General features: G+C 67.4%; 24 protein-coding genes. 12 read left to right on the forward strand and 12 right to left on the reverse strand.

The genetic code is table 11. The annotated features are described in order from the left end of the window. Window positions 1–187 precede the first annotated feature (187 nt). The 4 genes from OG405_RS18195 to OG405_RS18210 are packed head-to-tail and all read left to right on the forward strand — an operon-like array spanning window position 188 to window position 4,852. Window positions 188–976 (forward strand): hypothetical protein, encoded by a 789-nt coding sequence (locus OG405_RS18195; protein ID WP_327147672.1) that lies wholly within the window; start codon window positions 188–190, stop codon window positions 974–976. Further along, complete coding sequence (locus tag OG405_RS18200; RefSeq protein WP_327147673.1) at window positions 973–2,070, forward strand: hypothetical protein; 1,098 nt, start codon at window positions 973–975, stop codon at window positions 2,068–2,070. The genes OG405_RS18195 and OG405_RS18200 overlap by 4 nt, the downstream gene beginning before the upstream one ends. Beyond that, on the forward strand, window positions 2,067–3,545 hold the full coding sequence (locus tag OG405_RS18205; RefSeq protein ID WP_327147674.1) for a hypothetical protein: 1,479 nt from the start codon (window positions 2,067–2,069) through the stop codon (window positions 3,543–3,545). Before OG405_RS18200 ends, OG405_RS18205 begins: the two co-directional genes overlap by 4 nt. Further along, window positions 3,542–4,852 carry an AAA domain-containing protein gene (locus tag OG405_RS18210; protein ID WP_327147675.1) on the forward strand — a complete coding sequence of 437 codons (1,311 nt, stop codon included), beginning with the start codon at window positions 3,542–3,544 and terminating at the stop codon, window positions 4,850–4,852. The genes OG405_RS18205 and OG405_RS18210 overlap by 4 nt, the downstream gene beginning before the upstream one ends. 72 nt (window positions 4,853–4,924) lie before the next feature. On the opposite strand, the gene OG405_RS18215 is transcribed toward OG405_RS18210, so the two are convergent. Genes OG405_RS18215 through OG405_RS18225 form a run of 3 tightly spaced genes read right to left on the reverse strand, consistent with a single transcriptional unit; the run spans window position 4,925 to window position 6,955 of the window. Further along, the gene (locus OG405_RS18215) at window positions 4,925–5,449 is read right to left on the reverse strand and encodes a hypothetical protein (protein ID WP_327147676.1); all 525 of its coding nucleotides are present in this window, start codon (window positions 5,447–5,449) and stop codon (window positions 4,925–4,927) included. 22 nt (window positions 5,450–5,471) lie between these two features. After that, window positions 5,472–6,653: a WXG100 family type VII secretion target gene (locus OG405_RS18220; protein WP_327147677.1), complete on the reverse strand. Its 1,182-nt coding sequence runs from the start codon at window positions 6,651–6,653 to the stop codon at window positions 5,472–5,474. Beyond that, window positions 6,650–6,955, reverse strand: a complete 306-nt coding sequence (locus OG405_RS18225; protein WP_327147678.1) for a hypothetical protein — start codon at window positions 6,953–6,955, stop codon at window positions 6,650–6,652. Before OG405_RS18225 ends, OG405_RS18220 begins: the two co-directional genes overlap by 4 nt. Before the next feature lie 72 nt (window positions 6,956–7,027). On the opposite strand from OG405_RS18225, the gene OG405_RS18230 reads away from it, so the two are divergent. The 8 genes from OG405_RS18230 (at window position 7,028) to OG405_RS18265 (ending at window position 15,230) form a co-directional block, all read left to right on the forward strand. After that, a complete protein-coding gene (locus tag OG405_RS18230) occupies window positions 7,028–7,468 on the forward strand; it encodes a YbaB/EbfC family nucleoid-associated protein (protein WP_327147679.1) in 441 nt (146 codons plus the stop codon). A 108-nt stretch (window positions 7,469–7,576) separates the two neighbouring features. Next, window positions 7,577–8,893 (forward strand): S8 family serine peptidase, encoded by a 1,317-nt coding sequence (locus OG405_RS18235; RefSeq protein WP_327147680.1) that lies wholly within the window; start codon window positions 7,577–7,579, stop codon window positions 8,891–8,893. A 9-nt stretch (window positions 8,894–8,902) separates the two neighbouring features. Further along, window positions 8,903–9,160, forward strand: coding sequence for a hypothetical protein (locus tag OG405_RS18240; RefSeq protein ID WP_327147681.1), 258 nt, complete (start codon window positions 8,903–8,905; stop codon window positions 9,158–9,160). A 96-nt stretch (window positions 9,161–9,256) separates the two neighbouring features. After that, on the forward strand, window positions 9,257–11,191 hold the full coding sequence (locus OG405_RS18245) for a serine/threonine-protein kinase (protein WP_327147682.1): 1,935 nt from the start codon (window positions 9,257–9,259) through the stop codon (window positions 11,189–11,191). Window positions 11,192–11,355: 164 nt separating this feature from the next. Continuing rightward, window positions 11,356–12,177 carry a hypothetical protein gene (locus OG405_RS18250; RefSeq protein WP_327147683.1) on the forward strand — a complete coding sequence of 274 codons (822 nt, stop codon included), beginning with the start codon at window positions 11,356–11,358 and terminating at the stop codon, window positions 12,175–12,177. Then, complete coding sequence (locus OG405_RS18255; protein WP_327147684.1) at window positions 12,174–12,893, forward strand: 2OG-Fe(II) oxygenase family protein; 720 nt, start codon at window positions 12,174–12,176, stop codon at window positions 12,891–12,893. Before OG405_RS18250 ends, OG405_RS18255 begins: the two co-directional genes overlap by 4 nt. Further along, window positions 12,890–13,951 carry a threonine aldolase family protein gene (locus tag OG405_RS18260; RefSeq protein WP_327147685.1) on the forward strand — a complete coding sequence of 354 codons (1,062 nt, stop codon included), beginning with the start codon at window positions 12,890–12,892 and terminating at the stop codon, window positions 13,949–13,951. Before OG405_RS18255 ends, OG405_RS18260 begins: the two co-directional genes overlap by 4 nt. 121 nt (window positions 13,952–14,072) lie before the next feature. After that, window positions 14,073–15,230: an FAD-dependent monooxygenase gene (locus OG405_RS18265; RefSeq protein WP_327147686.1), complete on the forward strand. Its 1,158-nt coding sequence runs from the start codon at window positions 14,073–14,075 to the stop codon at window positions 15,228–15,230. A 4-nt stretch (window positions 15,231–15,234) separates the two neighbouring features. Here OG405_RS18265 and OG405_RS18270 read toward each other — a convergent pair whose 3' ends face one another. The 9 genes from OG405_RS18270 to OG405_RS18310 all read right to left on the reverse strand — a co-directional run bounded on the left by OG405_RS18270 (window position 15,235) and on the right by OG405_RS18310 (window position 21,811). Beyond that, window positions 15,235–16,851: a polyamine aminopropyltransferase gene (locus OG405_RS18270; RefSeq protein WP_442790580.1), complete on the reverse strand. Its 1,617-nt coding sequence runs from the start codon at window positions 16,849–16,851 to the stop codon at window positions 15,235–15,237. Between the two features lies 1 nt (window position 16,852). Beyond that, the gene (locus tag OG405_RS18275) at window positions 16,853–17,278 is read right to left on the reverse strand and encodes a DUF350 domain-containing protein (RefSeq protein ID WP_327147687.1); all 426 of its coding nucleotides are present in this window, start codon (window positions 17,276–17,278) and stop codon (window positions 16,853–16,855) included. Between the two features lie 42 nt (window positions 17,279–17,320). After that, window positions 17,321–17,746 (reverse strand): DUF4247 domain-containing protein, encoded by a 426-nt coding sequence (locus OG405_RS18280; protein ID WP_327147688.1) that lies wholly within the window; start codon window positions 17,744–17,746, stop codon window positions 17,321–17,323. 52 nt (window positions 17,747–17,798) lie between these two features. Next, the gene (locus OG405_RS18285; RefSeq protein WP_327147689.1) at window positions 17,799–18,383 is read right to left on the reverse strand and encodes a DUF4178 domain-containing protein; all 585 of its coding nucleotides are present in this window, start codon (window positions 18,381–18,383) and stop codon (window positions 17,799–17,801) included. A gap of 121 nt (window positions 18,384–18,504) precedes the next feature. Beyond that, entirely contained in the window at window positions 18,505–18,747 is a 243-nt protein-coding gene (locus OG405_RS18290; protein ID WP_327147690.1) for a hypothetical protein, read from the reverse strand. 278 nt (window positions 18,748–19,025) lie between these two features. Further along, a complete protein-coding gene (locus tag OG405_RS18295) occupies window positions 19,026–19,718 on the reverse strand; it encodes an ABC transporter permease (RefSeq protein ID WP_327147691.1) in 693 nt (230 codons plus the stop codon). After that, complete coding sequence (locus OG405_RS18300) at window positions 19,715–20,632, reverse strand: ABC transporter ATP-binding protein (protein WP_327147692.1); 918 nt, start codon at window positions 20,630–20,632, stop codon at window positions 19,715–19,717. The genes OG405_RS18295 and OG405_RS18300 overlap by 4 nt, the downstream gene beginning before the upstream one ends. Continuing rightward, on the reverse strand, window positions 20,629–20,949 hold the full coding sequence (locus tag OG405_RS18305; RefSeq protein WP_442790768.1) for a GntR family transcriptional regulator: 321 nt from the start codon (window positions 20,947–20,949) through the stop codon (window positions 20,629–20,631). The genes OG405_RS18300 and OG405_RS18305 overlap by 4 nt, the downstream gene beginning before the upstream one ends. A 190-nt stretch (window positions 20,950–21,139) precedes the next feature. Beyond that, window positions 21,140–21,811: a cyclase family protein gene (locus OG405_RS18310; protein WP_327147694.1), complete on the reverse strand. Its 672-nt coding sequence runs from the start codon at window positions 21,809–21,811 to the stop codon at window positions 21,140–21,142. Window positions 21,812–21,823: the final 12 nt, after the last annotated feature.

Consider the following 21,823-nt stretch of genomic DNA (forward strand, 5'->3'; position numbering starts at 1 on the left):
GCTCGCCACCGATTCCGTTGGCGAGCAGGCCGTGCTTCGGCCCGCACCGGCACGGGAGCCCCGGCACGCTGACATACCCAGAAGTATGGCGCAGAGCTCTCGGGAAACCCGTCCAGCCGCCCGATATATACCGGCAAATACTGGCATTCACTGGACTTCCCTGGAATTGCCACCTACATTCACCCCCATGCCCACCGCCGATGCGCTGGAACAGCGCATAGCCGAATTGCGCGCACAGGTGCGCCGTGCCGCCGGATCCGGAGAACGGACCGCGGCGCGTCGGCTGCGCGCCGAACTGCGCGCCGCCGAAACAGAGTGGGACGCGGCGGTTCTCGGACCCCCCCGGCCACCGGCCCCGGCCCGGCAGTCCGCGGCGGCAGTACCGGTCCGTGAGCACGTGCACCGCGCGCTCACACTGCTCTCCGTTCCGGCCGCCCCGAAGCTGGCACTCGCGGTGCACGACGCATTCTTCTCGGGGGAACTCGTCGCGGCGCGGCTCACCAGCCTGCGCCGCGACGAGGAGCGATCCTTCCGGGCAGCGCCGTACGCCCGGCCGTACTACATCTGCGCCGCCATGACCACCGATCTGCTGGCCCCGGCGCGCGGGCTGCTGGCCGTGAGCACCTGGTCGCTGCCGCAGCGTATGGTCGGGCCGTTGAGTCCGCGGGTCGACCTGCTCACCGGGGCGATCCGGTTGGCCCGGTACATGACCGACCACGGATGTACCTCGGCCGGGCAACGTGTGTTGTGGCAGCTGGCGGTATCCATCCCCGGGGCGACGGACGGGAAGACCATCGACCCGGATGTCGTGCTGGCGGCCGCGGAACGCGAACTAGAGGTGCACAGAGAAGACGACACACAGCAGCGGGCCGATGCCGCGGAGCGAGCGGTGCGGCAACTGGCGGATCCCGCGGCGCAATTGTTCGGTGTTCGGCTCGCGGTAGCCGACCGGCGAGGAGAACGAGGCCTGAGATGACGCTCGCGGAGCACACCCTGACCACCCGGCTCGACGAACTGCGCGGCGACGCTCCCGCCACCCGGCACAATGCCCGGACCATCGCCGCGCTCACCGCGAACCCGGGCTGCGCGCGCCGGGCACTACTGGACGCCGCGGCGGTGGACAAGACCGTCATCGCCCAGGAACTGGGCTTCCCGCCCAAATTCGGGCAGTCGCCCTTCGCGATCACCCGCGGTAACACCTTCGAGGCCATGGTGAAGGCGCACGGCTGCGCCGAACTGCTGCGGTTGCTGCGCGAAGAGCTGGAGCTGACCATCCCGGAGGTCGGATACCACGATCTGGAGACAGTCGGCGACAACGCGAGCAATTCGGTGCGCTATCAGCGCACCAAACAGCTACTGGGGCAGGCGCTGACCTCCGGGCAGGGAACCCTTTTCGATCATCCGATGTTGCGCCTCGAGATCGCGGGTGCCATCGCCTATCTGGAGCCCGATGTGGTGGCCCTGCAGATCGGCGGGCTCTTCCACGTGGTGGAGATCAAATCGTTCGCCGTGGTCGACGGCCAGGCCGATCCCGCGCAGGTGGCGTCGGCGGCCCGGCAGTCGGCAGTGTATGTGCTGGCCATGCGGGAACTGCTGCGCGAACTCGGGCACTCACCGGACCTGGTCGCGCACAACTCGATCCTGGTGTGCGCCAAGGATTTCACCAACCGGCCGACCGCGGCGCTGGTGGATCTGCGCAAACAACTCGCGGTGATCGGGCGGCAGTTGTCGCGGCTCACCTCGATCGACACCCTGCTCGACCTCGTCCCCCCGGGCACGTCGTTCACTCCGGGCGAAGACCTCGCGAACACGGTGGCGGCGATACCGTCGCGGTACGCGCCGGAATGTATGTCCAGCTGCGAATTGGCCTTCGCCTGCCGGTCCGAGGCCCGGACCCAGGGGTCGGTGGACACTCTCGGTCGCGGAGTCTGCGATGACCTCGGCGGCATCGACAACCTCGATACCGTACTGGCCCTGGCCGAGGGCACCCTCGAGCCCGGACCCGAGCACGCCGATATCGCGGAGATGCTGCGCCGGGCGCGGGCGTTGCGCCTGGAGGTCGCCCGATGAGCGTGCTCGGCGCGCTGGCGAAAGTGACCGCGGCCCGTACCGGCCGTGCCGAACCCATCGCCGAACGGCGGCACTACCATCTCTCCGCCCGTCCCTTGGTCCTCGTCCCGCTGCGGCTGGCCGGTGAGGCGGCGGCGCCGCTCGCGGTCGCCCTGGGGTCGGCACCGCACGACGCTACGGTGCTGATCGTGGCGCAACCACGTGACCGGGTGCTGCGGCTGCGGTTCATCGAACATTTCGCCGACCGGGTGCTGCCCTATGTCTCGTCGTTCTGCGAGGACGCCGAAGAACTCACGGTGAAATCGACCGGCGAGGCCTATCTGCGTTACCTGGACGCCCCCCAGTTGCTGGTACCGAATCCCGGTGGCGCCGAATTCCTGCGGTTGCTGGGCCGGTCGGTGCGGTTCCATCGCACCGAGGGCGATAACGCGGTCCCGGAGACACTGCCGCTGCTGGGTCGCTGGCTCACCTGGTTCGGCGATCGATCCGATTTCCCGGGATCGAGCGTCTGCCTCGCGATGACCTCGGTGCTCACCACACACTGGGCGTCGGGCCAGTCCGCGCTCGAGGACGGAAACCTGGCCGCCCTGCTCGGCTGGATCGATCCACCCGCCGGAATGACCGGTCCCGAGGCGGCCGCCCTCGCCGAGGACCCGCTCGCGTTCCCACCGGCCGGACCCGCCACCGATCCCGGTTTCGACAACGAGGAACTGGCCCCCTTGATCGCCGCGTACGACGGCGCCGAGCACGAATGGGCGAAGGTCATCGCCGCCGAACGGCTCGAACAGGCGTTGCGGAGTCAGCTGGAACCGACCTGGCAATTGATGTGGCGTGCCGTAGAACTGCTGCGCGACCTACCGGAGGGCGCGAGCGTGGAAAAGCGGTGGACCGACGATCGCGGCGCCTTCTCCTGGTTCGCGGCCGATATTCCGGAGGGGTATCCGCAGGCCCGCCGCGATTCGGCGGTCTCGGCGACCCGCCGGCTGCTCAAACAGGAACAGGCCCTGGACACTTTCCAGGCGCAACGCGCCTTCGACGACCCCCGGGTGCTGATCGAATACCGGCTGGTCGGCGAAGCGTTCCAGGGCACGATCGGCGCCTGTGAACCGGAGCGGCGGGCGAAACCGAAATCGCGTGAGGTGCCGCGACCCTACATCTGGGTGCATACCGCCGACCCGTTCCGGGCGCGGGTCGGCGAGACCCTGATCCGGATCGACAGGCCCGCGCAGAAAGCCGAGGTCGTCGGGGTGGATGAGGATGTGATCCAGCTGGAACTCATCAGCGGTATGGGCCAGGGCAAGAACCCCGCCGCGGGCAGCGTGCCCGAGGAAGGCGACGCGATCGGTTTCGCGCGCTTCTCCCCCGGCGGTTTCGGTGGCCCGCCCGCCAAACTTCCGCCCCGTGAGGAGACCCCGTGGACCCACGGCGGACCCCCACCCGAACCCACTTCCGAACTCGTCGAGGAATGGTCGTGAGCACCGCGGACCAGGTGGTCGGCCGGATTCTCGCCGACCTCGACAACACCGCGCACCGTGCCCTGGTCGTGGACTCCCCACCGGGCGCCGGTAAATCCACGCTGGTGGTGCGTGCGGCCCGGCAGCTGGCCGCCGCCGATGATGAACAGCGGATGATCGTCGCGCAGACCAACGAACAGGTCGACGACCTCATCGACAGGCTCGCCACCGCCGACCCCGGCCTGCTGATCGGTCGCCTCTCCGCCGGCGACTACCGCCGCAGCGCCCGGATCGATCGCGAGAACGTCGAGGTCGCCAACCGTCCCGCCGACCTGGAGAAATGCTCGATCGTGATCGGTACGGCCGCGAAATGGGCGACCCTCGACGAAGGCCGCTGGTCGTACGCGATCGTCGACGAGGCCTATCAGATGCGCTCGGATATGTTGCTGCGCATCGCGAATCGTTTCGATCGAGGCCTCTTCGTCGGCGACCCCGGCCAGCTGGATCCGTTCGCCACCGTCGACGGTGACCGCTGGGCGGGCCTGTCGTGGAATCCGACCATGAGCGCGGTGGCGGTGATGCTCAACCACAATGCCGGTATTCCGGTGCACACTCTGCCGGTGTCGTGGCGGCTGCCGCCGTCGGCGGCCTCGGTGGTCTCCTCGGCGTTCTACCCGTTCGCGCCCTTCGCCGCCGGGACCCGGCCCGAGCAGCGCCGGCTCGAATTCACCACCCGTGGTATCCGGGGCCCCGTGGACGACGTTCTCGACGAAGCCGCCGCGCACGGCTGGGCGTATTACGAACTACCCGCCCGTCATACGCTGCGCACCGACGGCGAAGCGGTGGCCGCCATCGCCGACCTGGCCTGCCGATTGCTGGAACGCGGCGGCGTCGCGCATTCCGAACACGGCACCCGCGAAGTCGACGCCACTCGTATCGCGGTCGGTACCGCCCACCGCGACCAGGCCCAGGCCGTGCGCGACGCTCTCGCGGGAACAGTCGCGGAAACGGTGACCGTCGATACCGCCAACCGGCTGCAGGGTCGCGAATACGATGTCACCGTCATCCTGCACCCCCTGTCCGGGCGCCGCGACGCGGGCGCGTTCCACCTCGAGGCCGGGCGACTCTGCGTACTGGCGTCCCGGCACCGGCACGCCTGTATCGTCGTGGGCCGCGCCGGAATCGGTGAGCTCCTCGACGCACATCCTTCGGCCGAACCGGTCTACCTGGGAGTTCCGGTCAAATTCCCCGATGGCTGGGAGGCCAATCAGGCGGTCCTGGGCAGGCTGGCCCGACACCGCGTCGCCGCGACGGTCCGCGCCCGCTGAAACCGACCGGGCGCGTCACACCGGCGGCCACATCATCCGGTGTCACGAGACGGAAGACCCACCGTCCAGGTGTCAGCCGGCTACGTCGATATCCAACCCCCAGTAGACCTCGGTCCCCGGCCCTGTCGGGTCACCCCGCTCCCGCTGGACCGGTGTCACCATCGAATCCGGAGTCGCATAGTGGTCGCGGCGCACCCCGAACGACGGAACCGAATCGATGAACGCGTGCACAACGCTGCCCGCGCTCATGAAGACCTGCACAGAGGAATCCGAACCCCCCGGCAACCCCTCCCAGCGCACGCTGGTTCCGAGTGCGGCGTTCAATTCGTCGCCGTCCTTCGACGACGCGAAGCGATACATCCGGTCCCACGAGTCGAACGGCAGATCCGCCGCCGCCATCGCGTCCCCCAGGCGCACCGGCTGCCGGGAATCCAGTACGCGCTGAAACGCACTGTCCACTGCGGCATCGTCGCCGACGACCTGAACCTCGTCGCCGAATACCGCTCCGCACCCGGTACTGCCCATCAGCACCGATGCCGATATTCCCGCGACCACGAGTGCCCGCAGGCCTCGTCCACGCGCAGCAGTCACTTCCACCAAGCCCTCCGCTGAAACTCTGTTATTTCGGTGATGGTTCGTCGTCGGGCAACGGCGAACCGGGAAGGAATCTCGGGTTCTCGTTGAAAACATCCGAATCGACCGTGTCACCGACCTTTACGTCATCCGAGAAGCTGAGCTCGTGACCTTGGTTGATGACCACGGTATCGCCGCGCCCCACAGCGTCTTTCACCAACTGTTGCAGCTCCTCGGGGCTCGCGTCGGGATTCTGCAGGGCGATGGTGCGCCCGATCTCGTTGTTGTGCAGATCCATCGCCTCCCGGACGGCCGCGTTGTCGGGCCTGCCTTCGTGCTTGGACCCGTACTCTGTCGTCCAATCCTCGCCGAACTCCTGGGTCATCAACGCATTCCAGTAGGCATGACGGAATGCGTCGGTGTGATCGTCTTGTTCCGTATCGCCCTCGTAGACGTCGAGAGCGGTGTCCTCCGCCTCGGTCATGATCCGGTAGAACCGGATCTTGTCACCGATGCTGAGGTTGTCCAGCATCTCGGCTTCGGCCGCGGTGACCTCCTTGGCCTTCCCGGCCGGACCGGCGATCAATCCGAGCAGCCCATCGTCGGGCCAGGTGACCATACCGCCGGGATCGGCGTCCACCTGATACTCGGTGACGATCGCCTCCAGCTCCCACCCGGCGGGCAGCTTGACGTTCTCGAAGGCCTTGTCCAGGGCGTTTCGGACTGTTTCCGCGGCGTCGGCGGCGGCACGCAGGGCGGGTTTGATCACATCCTCGTGCTTCTGGGCCTGCTTGTAGAGCACCGAATGCGCCAACTGCCAGCTCATGGTCCCGAGCTCGGCCTGCACCCACGCCAGCATTTCCTCGGTGTAGCCGACACCGCCCTGCTCACCGACGACGAACCGTTCCTGTTCGGCTGTCGAGATCGCGTTCACCGCGGTGGTCTTGGCCGCCAGCAGTGCCGGCCCGGCCTGGGTGGCGATGGTGCCCGCCTGTTCCAGCGCGGTCACCACCGAGGACAACGAAGTTCTGGTCTCCTCGCCCTTCACCCGCATCGCGTCGGCGGCGCCTCCGCGCCAGAATCCCGGCGAATCCGCGAGCTGCTGTGATACCGCGCCGTGTTCGGTGAGCGTGATCTGCGCGGCCCGCGTCCATTCCTCGCCCTGCTGACCCAGCGAAGCGGTGTCCCACTGCCGGATCTGCGTTTTGGTGGGTGGGATCGAGCTCATCGAGGCGGCTCGGCGGCCTCGGCGACGCCGGCGGTGTTCTGTCCCTCGGTGTGCAGGAACGCCGTGATATCCGCCCTGGCGCGGTCGCTGATCTCCTGGACCATGCTGCCGGCCCCACGGGTGGCGGCGCGAGCCCGGAACCCCGCGAGCATCACCGAGTGCCCCAGCCCGGACCCGGGCAATGCCGTCTCGGTCTGCGCCACGAAACCCTCCGTCGGTATCCCGTCCAATATGGTCTTGGACTGACCGAGGGCACCGATCATCCCCTCCGTCGCAGGCACATCGACGAATAGATCGGACACCAGAACCTCCCCTTGACGGGTTGTTACGCTAACACAGCAACATTTTTCTCAGTGGGGGAAAGCGAGCTCCGTGTGCCACCGAATCCCGGCGATATCGATCCGATCAGCGGACAGCTGGAAGCCGTTCAGCGCGCCCTGCTGACCGATACGGCCACCGTCGGCCGCTACGGAGTCTCGGTCCATGTCCGAGCCGACGGCTCACTCGAATCGGTGCGAATCGACCCATCCGTCACCCCTTACGGCGACGCACTGGGCGAGCTCATCACACAGCTCGCTCGTGAGGCGCTCGAGCAGGCACGCGACAATGTGCGCACCCAGCTGGACACGCTCACCGGAGACCCGCGTATCAGGGCGGTGGCCGAATCCTTCGGCGATGCCGTCGAAAAGCCCCGCCCGGCCCCACCTCCGGTGGCGCCCCGCCCGGCCCGCTACGCCGACCCGGACGACGAACTGTCCGAAGAAGAACTGATCGAACTGAACCAACGCCGCAATCAGGGTTTCTTCCGCGCCTGACCACCGGATGCGCACAGTGTCCCCCGCTGCCCGCCGGAACGGGCTTTCCGTCCGGCACCCGCTGCGCGATGGTTGCCGTCGGTCGATCGCCCGGGCAGTATTGCCGGCATGCGAGTCGTGATCGAGCTCCGCCCTACCTCCGAACTGGTATCCGCCGCAATCGATTCCGCTGCAGGAGTCTCCGCGTTCGCCATAGCCGGCGAGGTACCCGGTTTCACCGTCGATGACGAATACACCCCGGTGGCGATCCCCTCCGGTGTCCGGGAAGTAGCCGATACGTCGCGCGGAGACAGGGGTTCGTACCTGGTGCGCGGTGAGATCCCCGACGGCGATCCGGCAGCGCGTACCGCATCGGCGGCGGCACCGGGGGTGACCGGCGTCTACGCGGACCCGGTGATCGAATCGGTGCTCACCTGCGGGGACACCGGGCCGGTCGGCACCTGGAAGGACGTCGCCGGTCTGCTGGGCCGCGACGAACTCATCGCTGCCGGGCTCACCGGCGAGGGAGCGACCGTGGCGATCCTCGACACCGGGATCAACGCGGCGGCCGTACAGCGGGTCAGCGGAGCCACGATCGCGATCGACGGGTCGCGGAGCTGGAATCCCGCAGGGGTCGGTGGCACGGCCGGCGAATTCCCGGTCGACCACGGCACCATGTGCGCCTTCGACGCGCTCATCGCCGCACCGCGGGCCACGTTCCTCGACATACCACTGCTACAGAGCACCCGGTCCGGTGGCAGCCGGATGGACGGTCTGCTCTCGGACGCCCTGGCCGCCTTCGCCCACCTGCGTACCGTGCTCACCGCGCAACCCGAGGACAAGCGCTCCCCGGTTATCAGCAACAGCTGGGGCTCGTTCGCGCCCCAATGGGATTTCCCGGCCGGTGACCCGGGCAACTATTCAGACAACCCCGAGCACCCGTTCAACGTGATCGTCACCTCGCTCGACGCCGCGGGCGCCGATATCCTTTTCGCGGCCGGAAACTGTGGCCGGGACTGCCCGGACGGACGCTGCGCCTACCCGGATCGGCCGATCACCGGCGCCAATTCGCATCCGAACGTGCTGTCGGTCGGTGGCGTCGACACCGGCAGACGACGGGTCGGGTATTCGTCGCAGGGACCCGGCAGACTTTCCGATCGGAAACCCGATCTCTGCTCGTACTCCCATTTCCTCGGGTCGACGGCGTTCGGCGCCGGGGTCCCGGATACCGGCACCTCGACCGCCTGCCCGGTCCTGGCCGGGGTCGTTGCCGCCTTCCGGAGCCGGTGGTCGGCAGCGGAGGTATCACCGGCGCGATTGCGGGAACTGTTGCGCAGCACCGCGGCCGGTGGGGCAGGCGCCGGGTTCGACTACGACTACGGATACGGCATCGCCGAGCCCCGAGCCCTGCTCGCAGAGCTACAGAAGGTCGCCGCCCGCGCGTAACCTGGGAATATGCCACTGCTGACCGTCACCCTCGCCCCGGGGTCGGTGCTGGCCGACGCGCTACGGGAGTTGGGTCTGTCCGAGGCCGAGGTCGACCGCGAATACGGCCTGATCGCCCTCGACCCCGGCACCGGCCGGTTCGCACTCCGGGTGGCCGCGAGCGCGGTCGCCCGCCTGGCCGCCGATACCGCGGCCACGGTATTCGCGGATCCCCCCGTCGAACCACTGCGACACGAGTCCAGGGGGCACGACGAATCCGGCCGCTGACCGAAACCGCTCCTCCCTGGGTGATTCCACCCTCATCCGGGGTTCCCGGGAGCTGTGATCGGGCACCGGATGTGGTATCCGTAGCTCGTGGAAGGTGTGGAAGGTACAGAGTTCGGTCGTTACCGACTGCTCGATCCACTGGGGGCGGGCGCCATGGGCGAAGTACACCGTGCCTACGACACCGGCACCGAGCGCATGGTGGCAGTGAAGGTGCTGTCCAAAGAGTACGCGCAGGACAAAACCTATCGACAGCGATTCCAGCGGGAAGCCCAGCTGGTGGCCCGGCTGCACGAACCGCATATCGTGCCGATCCATGACTTCGGCGAGATCGATGGCCGGTTGTTCCTGGAAATGCGGCTGGTGGAAGCCCCCGACCTGGCCACACTGCTCGCGGACAGCGGACCGCTCGTGCCCGCCGAAGCCGTCGCCGTGATCACTCAGATCGCCGCGGCCCTCGACGCCGCCCACGCCAGCGGGGTGGTGCACCGGGACGTGAAACCGTCGAACATCCTGGTCACCCCCGACAATTTCGCCTACCTGATCGATTTCGGGATCGCCCGCAGCGGCGGGGACACCACCCTCACCCGCGCCGGAACGATGATCGGCACGCTCGCCTATATGGCGCCGGAACGGCTCACCCTGGACCGGATAGACGGGCGCTCGGATGTGTACTCGCTGGCCTGCGTGCTCTACGAATGCCTGGCCGGGACGAAACCGTACCTGGGTGACAGCGTGGAAAGGCAGATCGCGGCGCATCTCACCGACCGCCCGCCGCTGCCCTCGGTTGTCGGCGTGCCACCCGCCTTCGACGCGGTGATCGCCGCGGGGATGGCGAAAGACCCGGACGATCGATATGAGTCGGCGGGCGAACTCGCAGCAGCCGCGCGGCAGGCTCTCCTGCCGGTCGAGAGCCCACAGTCGGTCGCGCCGTTGGCCGACTTCCGGTCGGCCCACGCCTATCCGGGCGACTTCCCGCCGCCCGATACCTCACCGGACGGCCCCCGCTCGGCCGCAACTCCACCGGACGGCCCCGGCTCGGCCGCAACTCCACCGGACGGCCCCGGCTCGGCCGCAACTCCACCGGACGGCCCCGGCTCGGCCGCAACTCCACCGGACGGCCCCGGCTCGGCCGCAACTCCACCGGACGGCCCCGGCTCGGCCGCAACTCCACCGGACGGCCCCGGCTCGGCCGCAACTCCACCGGCCGATATGCCGCCCGCGGACACCCCGCCGAGCAGCAACCGACCGGTGGCCCCCAGGCTCGCTGTCACCGTGCCCGCGAAACCGGCCGGCTTCCGCTTCAAGACCGCTGCCGCAGTAGCCGCACTGGTGATAGCCGGGGTGAGTGTTTCGGCACTGGCCCTGACCCGGGAAGGGTCGACCGTGGTCACCGACGCACCGGAGACCACGGCTCCGCCGGCGGTATCGGTCACCTCGGCACCGGGCACCCCGGCAGCCGGTATCGCGCCCGCGCCCCCACCGCGACTCCACGAAGAGCGGCCCATGCCGTCGGCCACCCATTCGGTTCCGCCGGTACCCCCGGTCGCACCGGGAAACGTCGTACCGGAGAACACTGTCACGGCGGACGTGCCCACGCCGCCCGCGAGCGATCCGGTGGATGAGCCCCGGCCCGCACCGCCGCTGCCGACCACGAGCGTCGCGACGCCGCCGACCACCACCGTCGCACCGACCACCAGCGAAACCACTCCCACCACAACCACCGACCCCGGAAGCAGCACACCGTCGGCCACCTCTTCCAGCAGTACGGCCACGACCGCCCCGCCGGATACCACCGGGACCGGCGAACAGTCCGCCTCTGCTGTGGGCACCGCGACCACCGAGCAGGCCGACAGCCGGGGCAGTGCCATCGCCACGTCCTCCGCGCACGTCCCCTCCTCCGACCCGATCGCCTCCGCGACCTCGGATACCCCTGATTCCGGTCGGCACCCCACCAGCACTCGGACCCCTGGCACTTCTTCCGCGCCGGAGTCCCCGGGCCCGTCACCGCGGTCGGACACCGACTCTCGCTGAACCTGCCGACGACTCGAAGGTCAAAAGCACTCTCGAAACACAAGACTGGACAAGTGAACAGATAGCGCGCAGTATGTCGAGACCGCTATCTCTCGGCACCCCGTGCCGAGAACCGATCCACCCGCGGTGTCGAATAGCACGAAAGCCGGTTCGCAGTGAAGATAATGAACCCATCGGAGCAGAATCCCAGGCTGCGATATGTTTATGACCGGGATACCGGGTACGAAGCCGAACTACGACTGACCGCCGCACTGTCGGCGCTGGTTCCCACCGATGACCTGGTCCATCCTGATCACAGGCTGTTCCAGATAGCACACCTCGTCACCGAGTATTCTTGGGTCGCAATACATCACACCCTGTGCGATATCGCGACAGACCTCGAACGAGATGACACCGTCCCGGCATTACGTCTGATCAGACGCGCGAAACAGCTGGCCGCATGGCCGGTCAACAGTATCCGGCTGCTGATCGATTCATTACCGCAGGCCAGCTTTCTGCAAATGCGGGCCGGCTTCCCCGAGGGCTCATCCGGGCTGGACTCGCCCGGAGCCCGCGCGGTACGCAAGGCAGCGCACGTGGTCTGGGAGGTATTCGAGAAGACATTGGTCGACCACAACCTCAGCTTCCCCGAGTTGATGCCCGCCACCCGGCCCGGTTATTCCGGGGATCCCGGCGCAGCACTGCTCTCGGAGGTAGCGATGGAATTGCACCGGTTCGATTCCGTAATGGTCGAATGGAAGCAGGTGCACCTCAATATGGTCTGGCAACTGCTCGGCGGTCACCCCGGGGTCTCCGAGGACACTGCGGCACCGAGCGACCGGCCGACCAGTATGCGCGGCAGACCCCTCGCCGATCTCGAGCGTCTCGCGGTTCGGCCACTCTTCCCGCGCCTCTGGCAGGAGAGCACCGCTATGTACCGCTCCTTCGGCGGCGACACCGACCTCGCCTATCGATATCGGCACGATACGTCGAAAGAGATCCAGTGACCGTGACAGATCTGTCGACCACCCCGGCGAGCGAGACAACTTCCGCCGGAAAGATTTTGTCCCCGAGCCCTTTCCATTGGCACACCTACGACCTCAATCGCGTTCTGCCGCCGGGCTGGGATACCGAATTGCTGGAACTGGCGGCACGGCGATCCACCAGACACATTTTCCGGCCGACGATGAGTTCCGCGCGCGAAGCCGCCGATTTCGAGACAGCGCTCGAATCGGTTACCGGTGATGTCCTCCACGAATACGCGCCGTGGTTGTACGAGCTGTATATCGGATCGTTCCGGCGTTTGGCCGAGCGCTACGCCGGAGAACCATTGGAAACCACCAGTACCCACAATCGGGCGCTGAGTCTCAATGTGTCGCGCGGCGACGGTTCACGCTATCCGTGCCATGTCGACAGCAACCCTGCCCAGGGTCTGCTCTACCTGACCGATTGCGACGAGCAGACCGGAGGTGCACTGGTCATCGCCCGGTCCAGTGCCGCCCGCGACGTCGACGAAGTGGATGCCGATTGCACCGTGCTCTATCCGCGGCGGGGTCATCTCTGCATTTTCGATGCCCGCGAGCACCCACACTATGTACGGCCGGTGCTTCTCCCCCAGAATGTGCGAGCGGTGGTGACCATGAACTACTACTCCGCGTCCTGTCCGGAGACGGTGCGACCGGCCGGCCTCGACGAGCAGTTGTTCGACTCGACCTCGCGATGACCGACGCGCTGCGCAGACACGATCCGGCCATCCGCGGTTTCGCGAGCGACAACAACGCCGGTGTGCACCCGGAGGTGTTGGAAGCGATAATTCTGGCCAACGGTGGCCATCAACCCGCCTACGGCGCAGACGATTACACCGAACATATCCAGCGGGTCTTCGGGCGGCATTTCGGTGAGCAGGCAGCCACCTATCCGGTCTGCACCGGCACCGGGGCCAACGTGATCGCACTCCAGGCGTGCGTGCCCCGCTGGGGTGCGGTGATCGCGGCCGAATCCGCGCACGCCTATCTGGACGAGGGCGGCGCCCCCGAGAAAATGGCCGGAATCAAGTTCCATCCAGTCGCGACGCCGGAGGGCAAACTCACCCCGGAGCTGATCGACAGGGAAGCCTGGGGGTGGGGCAACGAACATCGGGCGCAGCCTTCCGCAGTGTTACTGAGCCAGAGCACCGAATTGGGGACGTGTTATTCGCCGGCGGAGATCCGCGCCATCTGCGACCACGCTCATGAGCTCGGCATGCTCGTCCATATGGACGGGGCCCGGCTGGCCAACGCGGCCGCCTCGCTCGACGAACCGATGCGGCGCTTCACCGCCGACGCCGGTGTCGATGTCGTGTCCTTCGGCGGCACCAAGAATGGTCTGCTGCTCGGTGAGGCGGTCGTCGTCCTTTCTCCGGACAAGGTCCGCGACCTCGACTATCTGCGCATGATGTCGATGCAACTGATGTCCAAGATGCGATTCATCTCGGTCCAGTTCGAAGCTCTGTTGAGCGGGGACCTCTGGCTGCGTAGTGCCGCGCACGCCAACGCCATGGCCGCCCGCCTGCACTCTGCCGCTCGTGAGATCGACGGTGTCCGCCTGACTCGGCCCGTACAGGCCAACTCGGTTTTCGCGATTCTGCCCCGCGAAGCCGGGGAGCGGCTACAGAAGCGCCACCGCTTCTACGTGTGGAACGAACGCACCGGTGAGGTCAGATGGATGTGCGCCTTCGATACCACGCCCGAAGACGTGGACAACCTTGCCGCCGATCTCGCGGCGGAGATGCGAAAACCCTGACAACAGCTGGGCCCTTGCGGGCCTCACCACTGCATTTGCCCGGCCCGGGCAGCCCTCGGCGACAGCGATACCGGTGTCGCCCGCCGCTGCTCGACGTGCGAAGCTCGACGCCGGAGGTGGTGTGAGCACATACTCAGGTCGTTCCGATCGGCGCGCGGTGGTCGTGGGCGCCGGAATCGCGGGAGTCACGGCCGCCATAGCGCTGCGACAGCGGGGCTGGCAGGTCGAGGTCCTGGAGCGGGCCGCCACGATGGAAGCGGCGGGATCGGGGCTGAGCCTGTGGCCCAACGGTCTACGTGGTCTCGACGCGATCGGCGTCGGGGCAGGAGTCCGGGAACAGTCGCTGGCGGCGACCGAAGGCGGAATCCGGGATACCGCCGGGCGCTGGCTGGCACGGACCGATATCGCCGAACTCCGTCACCGCTACGGCGATCTGGTCGTGATCCACCGCACCCGGCTGTCGGAGATCCTGCGCGCCGCGCTCGGCGCGGCGCCACGGTTCGGCTGCGAGGTCGAGGCGGTGGAGTCCATCGCGGGCGGCGTCCGGGTCCGGCACAGTTCCGGTACGACCGAGGCCGACCTGGTGCTCGGCGCCGACGGAATCAACAGCACGACCCGTACCGCCCTGTGGCCGCGAGAGCGGCCCCCGATCTACGCCGGCTACACCGCCTGGCGGACCATCGTCACCCCCGTGGAGCCGGTGCATTCCGGTGGCGAGACCCTGGGCCGCGGGCAGCGTGTCGGTATCGCGCCGCTGCGCGACGGCCGGGTGTACCTGTTCGCCACCGCGAATCTCCCGGCCGGGCAGCGCTGCCCGGGCGATGAGCTCGGGGAGATCCGGCGCCGGTTCGGCACCTGGCACGATCCTGTTCCGGCACTGCTGGACGCGGCCGATCCGGAAACGATACTGCGACACGATATCTACGAACTGCCGCCGCTGCGCACTTTCGTCCGGGGACGGGTTGTGCTGCTGGGTGACGCGGCGCATGCCATGACCCCGAACCTGGGCCAGGGCGCGAATCTGGCTGTCGAGGACGCGGTCACCCTCGCGGCGCTGCTCGACCGGATACCGGATCTACCCGCCGCTCTCACCGAATACGACCGGGTGCGCCGCGCGCGGGTGCAGCCGCTGGCGCGACAGTCCCATCGGATGGGTGCCGCACTGCAACTCGACTGGCCCGCGGTGACGCCGGTGCGGAACTCTCTGCTGCGACTGGTCCCGGATGCCGCCGCCCTGCGTGCGCTCGGGCCGATACTGGCCTGGGGACCACCCGCCTGATCTGCTACACCCATTCCTTGCGAGCGAGATCCAGGATCGTCGGATGCATGAGTGTCGAGGGTTGTTCACCGGTGTCGCGGCGGTCCGGGGCGAAGACCGTCGCCGCCGGCAGGCTCTGTTCGTCGATCGAGCGCAGCGGGACCGGTGGATCCAGCGCGAGCCGCGGCTCCGGGGCGCGAGTCGCCTGAACGAAACCCCAGTCGCCGAAACTGGGCACATCCACGTGGTAGGGCAGGATGTGCAAACCCGACGTACGCACTGTGGCCGCGATACACCAGTACGAACGCGGGGCGAAGAACGGGGACCCCGCCTGCACCACCATCGTGCCGCCGGGCGCCAGCACCCGGGCGGTCATCGCGTAGAACTCGGTGGAATAGAGCTTTGCGATGGAGGTCTGGTCCGGGTCCGGCAGATCGACGATCACCGCGTCGTAGCCGGTGCCGGCGGTCCGCAGCCAGGAGAACGCGTCGGCGGTGACCACACGCACCCGCGGATCGGCGAAAGAGTTCCGGTTGAGTTCGGTGAGCCGCGCATCCGTGCGGGCGAGTTCGATCACGGCCGGATCCAGTTCGACCAAGGTCACCGACTCCACATCGGGGTATTCCACGATCTCGCGCAGCGCGAGACCGTCGCCACCGCCGATCACCAGCACATCGCGGCGCGGCCCGGCAAGCGTCGGATGCACCATCGCCTCGTGGTACCGGTATTCGTCCACCGAGGAGAATTGCAGATCCCCGTTGAGGAACAATCGGGTGTCCCGAGTTCCGAACGGTGACACCGATTCGGTGAGCACGAGCTTCTGGTACTCGGTCTGCCGCTGCCACACGATCGGATACGCGAAGAGGGCCTGCTGGGCGGTGGCCTCGAACCTGTCCGCGTAGATATAGCTGCCGACCAGCACCGCCGCCACCAGAAACGTCACCGCGCCGAAGGCCGCTCGCACCGGTCTCGACAGATCGGCGCGGAACCAGACGAGCACCAGCGCCAGACCCGCTACCGCGTTCACCACACCGACGATGAGGCTGCCGCGGATCTGCCCGAATACGGGGAGCAGCAGGAAAGGGAACGCCAGTCCGCCGAGCAGCGCGCCCACATAGTCGGCGGCGAACAGATCGGCGACGGCGCTCCCGGCCTCCTGTTTCCGGATCCGCTGCAACATCTCCATCAACAACGGAATCTCGGCGCCTACCAGGGCTCCGATCACGCAGGACGCCACCACCAGCGCCGTGGTGTACAGATCGAGCCAGGCGTAGGCGGCGTACAGTCCGAGCACCGAGAGACCGCCGACCAGCGCGAGCGCCAGCTCGACAGCCACGAAGGCAGCCGAGGCCAGATGCCGCAGCGGTTTCGCCGCCAGGGCACCGACACCCATCGCGCAGACCATCACACTGAGGGTGATCGATGCCTGCTGGGCGGTATCGCCGATCAGATAGCTACCCAGCGTCACCAGGGACAGTTCGTACACCAGCCCGCAGGCGGCACACACGAACACCGTGGTGAGCAGGGCCAACCGAGCGAAACGACCGGGGACCGGCGGCTGCCCGGCTTCCCGCGCGGCATCCCCGCCGACGACCGGTGGTGCGGGCGTGACGGTCTCCGTCGAGGATTCGTCGGTCGTCAATTCAGGTGAGAGCCGAGGCGACCACGGCCGCGACCGCGATATGCACCGCCGCACTCACCCACACACCGGGATGCAGCTCGTGCTCGTTCACCACGCCCCGGAACTCCCCGGGAGTCGTGAACTCCAGCAGCAGGAACGCCAGCGCCATCGCGACCAGACCGATGATCCCGTACACCGCGCTGGTCACCAGCGCCTGCCCGATCGCGCCGTCGGAGGTCCAGATGGCGGTGGCCACGATGATCCCCACGCCCAGCATGTTCGCGGAGACCAGCAGGGCGGCATTGCGATTGCGCTCCACCCAGATCTGGTGCCGCAGATTGCCCGGGGTGAGCACATCCACGAGAACGAACCCCAGCACCATCAGGACGAACCCGAGGCCGGAGTAGGCAGCGGCGGCGCCGGCGTTCGCGGGCAGGTCTTCGAGCATTGTTTCCTCCTGTGGGAGTGGATCTGGATGCGGACCCGGCCGCTACTTTCCCTCGCCGGAACCGCCGCCGCGGAAGCCGCTGTTATCGCTGGGCCATCCGAAAACGCTGACCGCACTGTGGTGGCGCCGGTGCCCGGTCCGGTAATCGTCCAGCAGAATCTTGGCCCCGGACCCGTTGGGCGAGATCGCGATGATGTCGTTCCGGTACTGCAGGTAGGTAGTGGCGCCGGTGGTGCGCCGGTCCAGCTGCCGCACCCCTTTGGCGATCTCGTCGGCGGTGGCCGTCGCCGACCTGTTCGACGTGTACGCGAGCCCGTTGTTCGCCTCGTCGAGCTTCGGTGCGCGCGTATAGTGCGACCCGACATAGGACCGGACCCCGGGGTCGTCGTCATCATCGGATCCGCATCCCGACAGCACAACCGTGAAGATCACGCAGACCGCAGCGACCAGCCAGGACTTACGACTCACTGAAACCCTTCCCCCGTCCGGCGCACAGTCCCTCCGGTGCCGCAGCTGTCGCTCAGTTCGACGACTGCGGGTAGATCATAATCGCACTCCGATACAGCACCTGGCCGATCGCGGCTTCCTTTTTGCCCGATTCGCCGAAATCCTCGAACGACAGCCGAGTGTCGTCGGCAGCCACATAATCGTGATATGCCACGGTGCCGGAGGGAGTGAGCCCGGTGGTCGCCTCGCTCACGTATTGCGCGCTACCCGACTCGTCGAGCCGGAACGTCTTCCCGTCGTGCTCGATCTCGTCCCCGCCCGCCGCCGGGATACCCGGTGTCTCCGTCCAGAGGACGAGTTCGAGATCGGGATCTTCCTCCACCGACAACCATTTGCGGGTGCCTTTGGCGGTGTCCAGCAGATGCTCGCTCCACCGGTAGCCGCCCTCTTTCAACCGCAGTGACCCACGGACGGTGTAGGTCTCGCCGAAAACGTCGACGATATCCCCGGCCTTCAGGGTGCGCGGGTCGCCCCGCAACGCATCGGAATCCTTGTCGGCGAACGGGTCGACCGGCACGGACTCCGCAGCCGGCTCGTTCTTCCTACGCACGAGCAGATACAGTGCGACGCCCGCCACGACGAGCACGATGATCAGCACAACGAGTAACAGCGCGGTGATGACAGCCTCCCTCTGGCGAACTCAGCGGAGGATAACACCCGACCGCGGCCACGGCAGGCCCCGGACCGGGGACGACGGCCCGCTATCCGCACTCGGTCCGTCAGGTCGCCCGGTCGTCGGGCTCGGTCGCCGACAGCAAGGCCGTGTTGTGTCCGATGGAGACGAACTCCGGCTCACCGAATCCGCACTCACGGAGCGCGGCCGAGTATCGCCGGATATCGGTCGTGCCGAACGTGGACCGCGGGTCCTTGCGGCGGATCCGGTCGAGCCAGGCGAACACTGTCCGCATCGAGGCGGACGGATGCGCGTCGGCCGAGAGCAACCGGCCGCCGGGCCGGAGCACCCGCGATGCTCTGCACCGAGCCCTCATCGGGCTCATGATGGAACGGGCCTACGACCGCATCACTGTCAGCGATGTGATCGCCCGGGCGAATATCGGCCGTTCGACCTTCCGACCCGGTCGCCCCTGAGACGGCATGGCGCCGTTTCGAGATGATCAGCGCGCACATACCCCGCCGAGACAACTGCTGAACCCGTCCACCGCCACACCGCGGACCCGTCCGCCGAACGCGACCGCGGACCCCGTCCGCAGAACGCGAACAGGGTCCGGATATCGCCGGTTCAGGGGGTCGCGCGACGGATCGTGGTCCACGCACCGATCAGCGCGGCGAGCGCGACCGTCGCGGGCAACGCCACCATCGGAACGACTCGGGGCGTATCAGCGAACCAGGAACCGACCTCCGGCCACCACCGCTGCCAGGACACCAGGATGGCGGCGAGGCCGCCGACCAGCAGGAAGGCCGTGCCGGCGGTGTAGATACCGGTAACCCGCCAACGCTGATAGACCGCGCCGAGAAGCAGGCCCACGCAGGCCACCAGACTCAGGAACGCCGCGTAGGTGGCCAGCTGGGTCAGCGGGTTGCCGGTGAAATCGGCCGGCAGACCGAACATCTCCATCCGCACACCCCACCCGTCGGTATGGTCCTCGATGACGGCCAGGACCCACAGCAGCAGCGAAGCCGCGGCCACCTGCCCGGCGCCGACCAGGACGGTGGCGTTGAAGAAGTCGCGGCGGGTCACCCCGAGGCCGAGAGCGAAGGGGAAGGTCTGGGTCATCGCGCCCAGGTAGAAGGCCATGGTCACGCCGAGGATCGAGTAGATGCTGCCGGTCGTGTTCGACTCGGTGGCGTCGATCAGAGCGAAGACCACCCACGGTATAGCGAAGGCGACGAAAAGGATCGCCAGCGGCCAGGCGATCAGCAGCGGCCAGGCCACCGTGTGGATGCGGGAGACATTGAGAGCGCGAGCGATCATGACTGTTCCTTGCCGTGCAGGGTGGTGGTCTCGACGATGAACTGCTGCAGCGATACCGGTTCCGCCAGCAGGCCCAGAGTTTTCGCGTGCTGGGTGTCCGCGGCGTTGTCGGAGGTGCGCAGCAGGACCCGGCTCTGGCTGCCCAGCGATTCCCGGCGCAGTTCCGGCCTGCCCGCGACGAAATGGTCGATATCGGCGGTCGGCCCGGAAACGGTGAGGGCGCGGTCGCGCAATTCGTCGGCGGACGCGTCGGCGACGAGCCGGCCCCGGTCGATCAGCAGCACGCGTTCGAGCAGACCGGCGACCTCGTCGATCAAATGTGTCGACAGCACCACCGTGCGCGGGTGTTCGGCGTAGTCGGCGAGGAGGTGGTCGTAGAAGAGCTGCCGGGCGACGGCGTCGAGGCCGAGATTCGGCTCGTCGAAGAAGGTCAGCGGGGCGCGGGAGGCCAGGCCGAGGATCACGCCGAGCGCGGAGAGCATGCCACGGGAGAGTTTCTTCACCTTACGATCGGTGGGCAGATCGAAATCGCGCACCAGTTCACGTGCGAACCCCTCGTCCCAGTTCGGCAGTAGATGTCGGGCGGCATACAGCACCTGCCCGACCTTGTAATCCGCCGGATACGCCTGGCTCTCTTTGATGAACGATACCGAGCGCAGTACCTCGGCATTCTCGTGCGGCGCCGCGCCGTTGATCCGCACTTCCCCCGAGGTTTGGAAGATCTGCCCGGTGAGCACCTGCATGAGCGTGGTCTTTCCGGCGCCGTTGCGGCCGAGCAAACCGTAGACGGTGTTCTCGCGCAGATCGAAGGTCACGTCGTCGAGCGCGGTGACCGAACCGAACCGCATGGTCACACCGCGTGCCGAGGCCAGCACGTCGTTGTCGAGCGCCGGATCGATGAAGGTGGCGTTCATCGGATTCCCTCCCGCTGGTCGAGCATGGTCTTGAGTTCGTCGGTGCGCATCCCGAGTTTGTCGGCTTCGGCGATGAGTGGGTCGATGTACTGCTGGGCGAATCGTTCTTTGCGCCGCAGCCGCAGCGCGCCGCGCGCACCGGCGGTGACGAACATGCCGATCCCTCTTTTCTTGTACAGAATTCCGTCCGACACCAGCTGGTTCAGACCTTTGGCCGCTGTCGCCGGATTGATCCGATGGAAGGCCGCGAGCTCGTTCGACGACGGTGCCTGCGCCTCTTCGGGAAGTGATCCGTCGACGATCGAGTTCTCGACCATCTCCGCGATCTGCAGGAAGAGCGGCTTACCGTCCGCGTGCACGGTTACTCACCTTCTCCGGTCAAGTGGTTCACTACTCATGTAATGAACCATAGAGCCCACCGCGGTGTCGCGCAAGACCGAAGTCGATCGCTCGAAGATTTCGTGGACAGCACGCCACCGCCCGCTGACCGATCTGCGGGGGTCCGGGTCAGGTCAGAGCGAGCACGCGGCACGGTCCGCCGGTGCCGCCCACATGTTTGGGCGCGCCGACGACCACGGTGGCACCCGCCGGTGGAGCCGACGCCAGATTGGCGAGTAGTTCGACACCGTAGCGACCGGAGTCCAGAAAAGCGGAGTGGGCGCCGAAATCCGGGTCGGCCGCCCGGTCGAGACTCAGCGTGTCCACACCCGCACCCACGATTCCTCGTTCGCTCACCAGGAACTCAGCGGTCTCCGGGGCGAACCCCGGCGCGTGTGGTGTGCCCTGCCCGTCGAGGTTCACGAATGCGCCGGGGACCTCCAGGCGGCGTTCCCATCCCGAGTACATCGCCACGAAGGCCCGCTCCGGAATCCGGCCGTAGCGGGACTCCCAGGCGTCGAGATCGTCCACGGTCACCGCCGCATCCACATCGGCGTCGGCCCGGGCGCTGATATCGATCACCACCAGCGGTGCTACCAGATCGCGCGCGGCGAGAACATCGGTGGACTCCGTGCCGCGACGGTGCGTCGGCGCGTCCACATGCGTGCCCGTGTGCTCCCAGTACGCCAGCAGGTTCTGGTTGAATCCACCCACCGCTTCCCAAGCGACCGGAACCATCGAGAACGGCGGGATCCCGGGCCACCTCGGGGTGCGTGCACTGAGCGCGTGGGTCAGATCCACGACACCACCTTC

It is taken from the genome of Nocardia sp. NBC_01329 (assembly GCF_035956715.1).
Taxonomy (GTDB): domain Bacteria; phylum Actinomycetota; class Actinomycetes; order Mycobacteriales; family Mycobacteriaceae; genus Nocardia.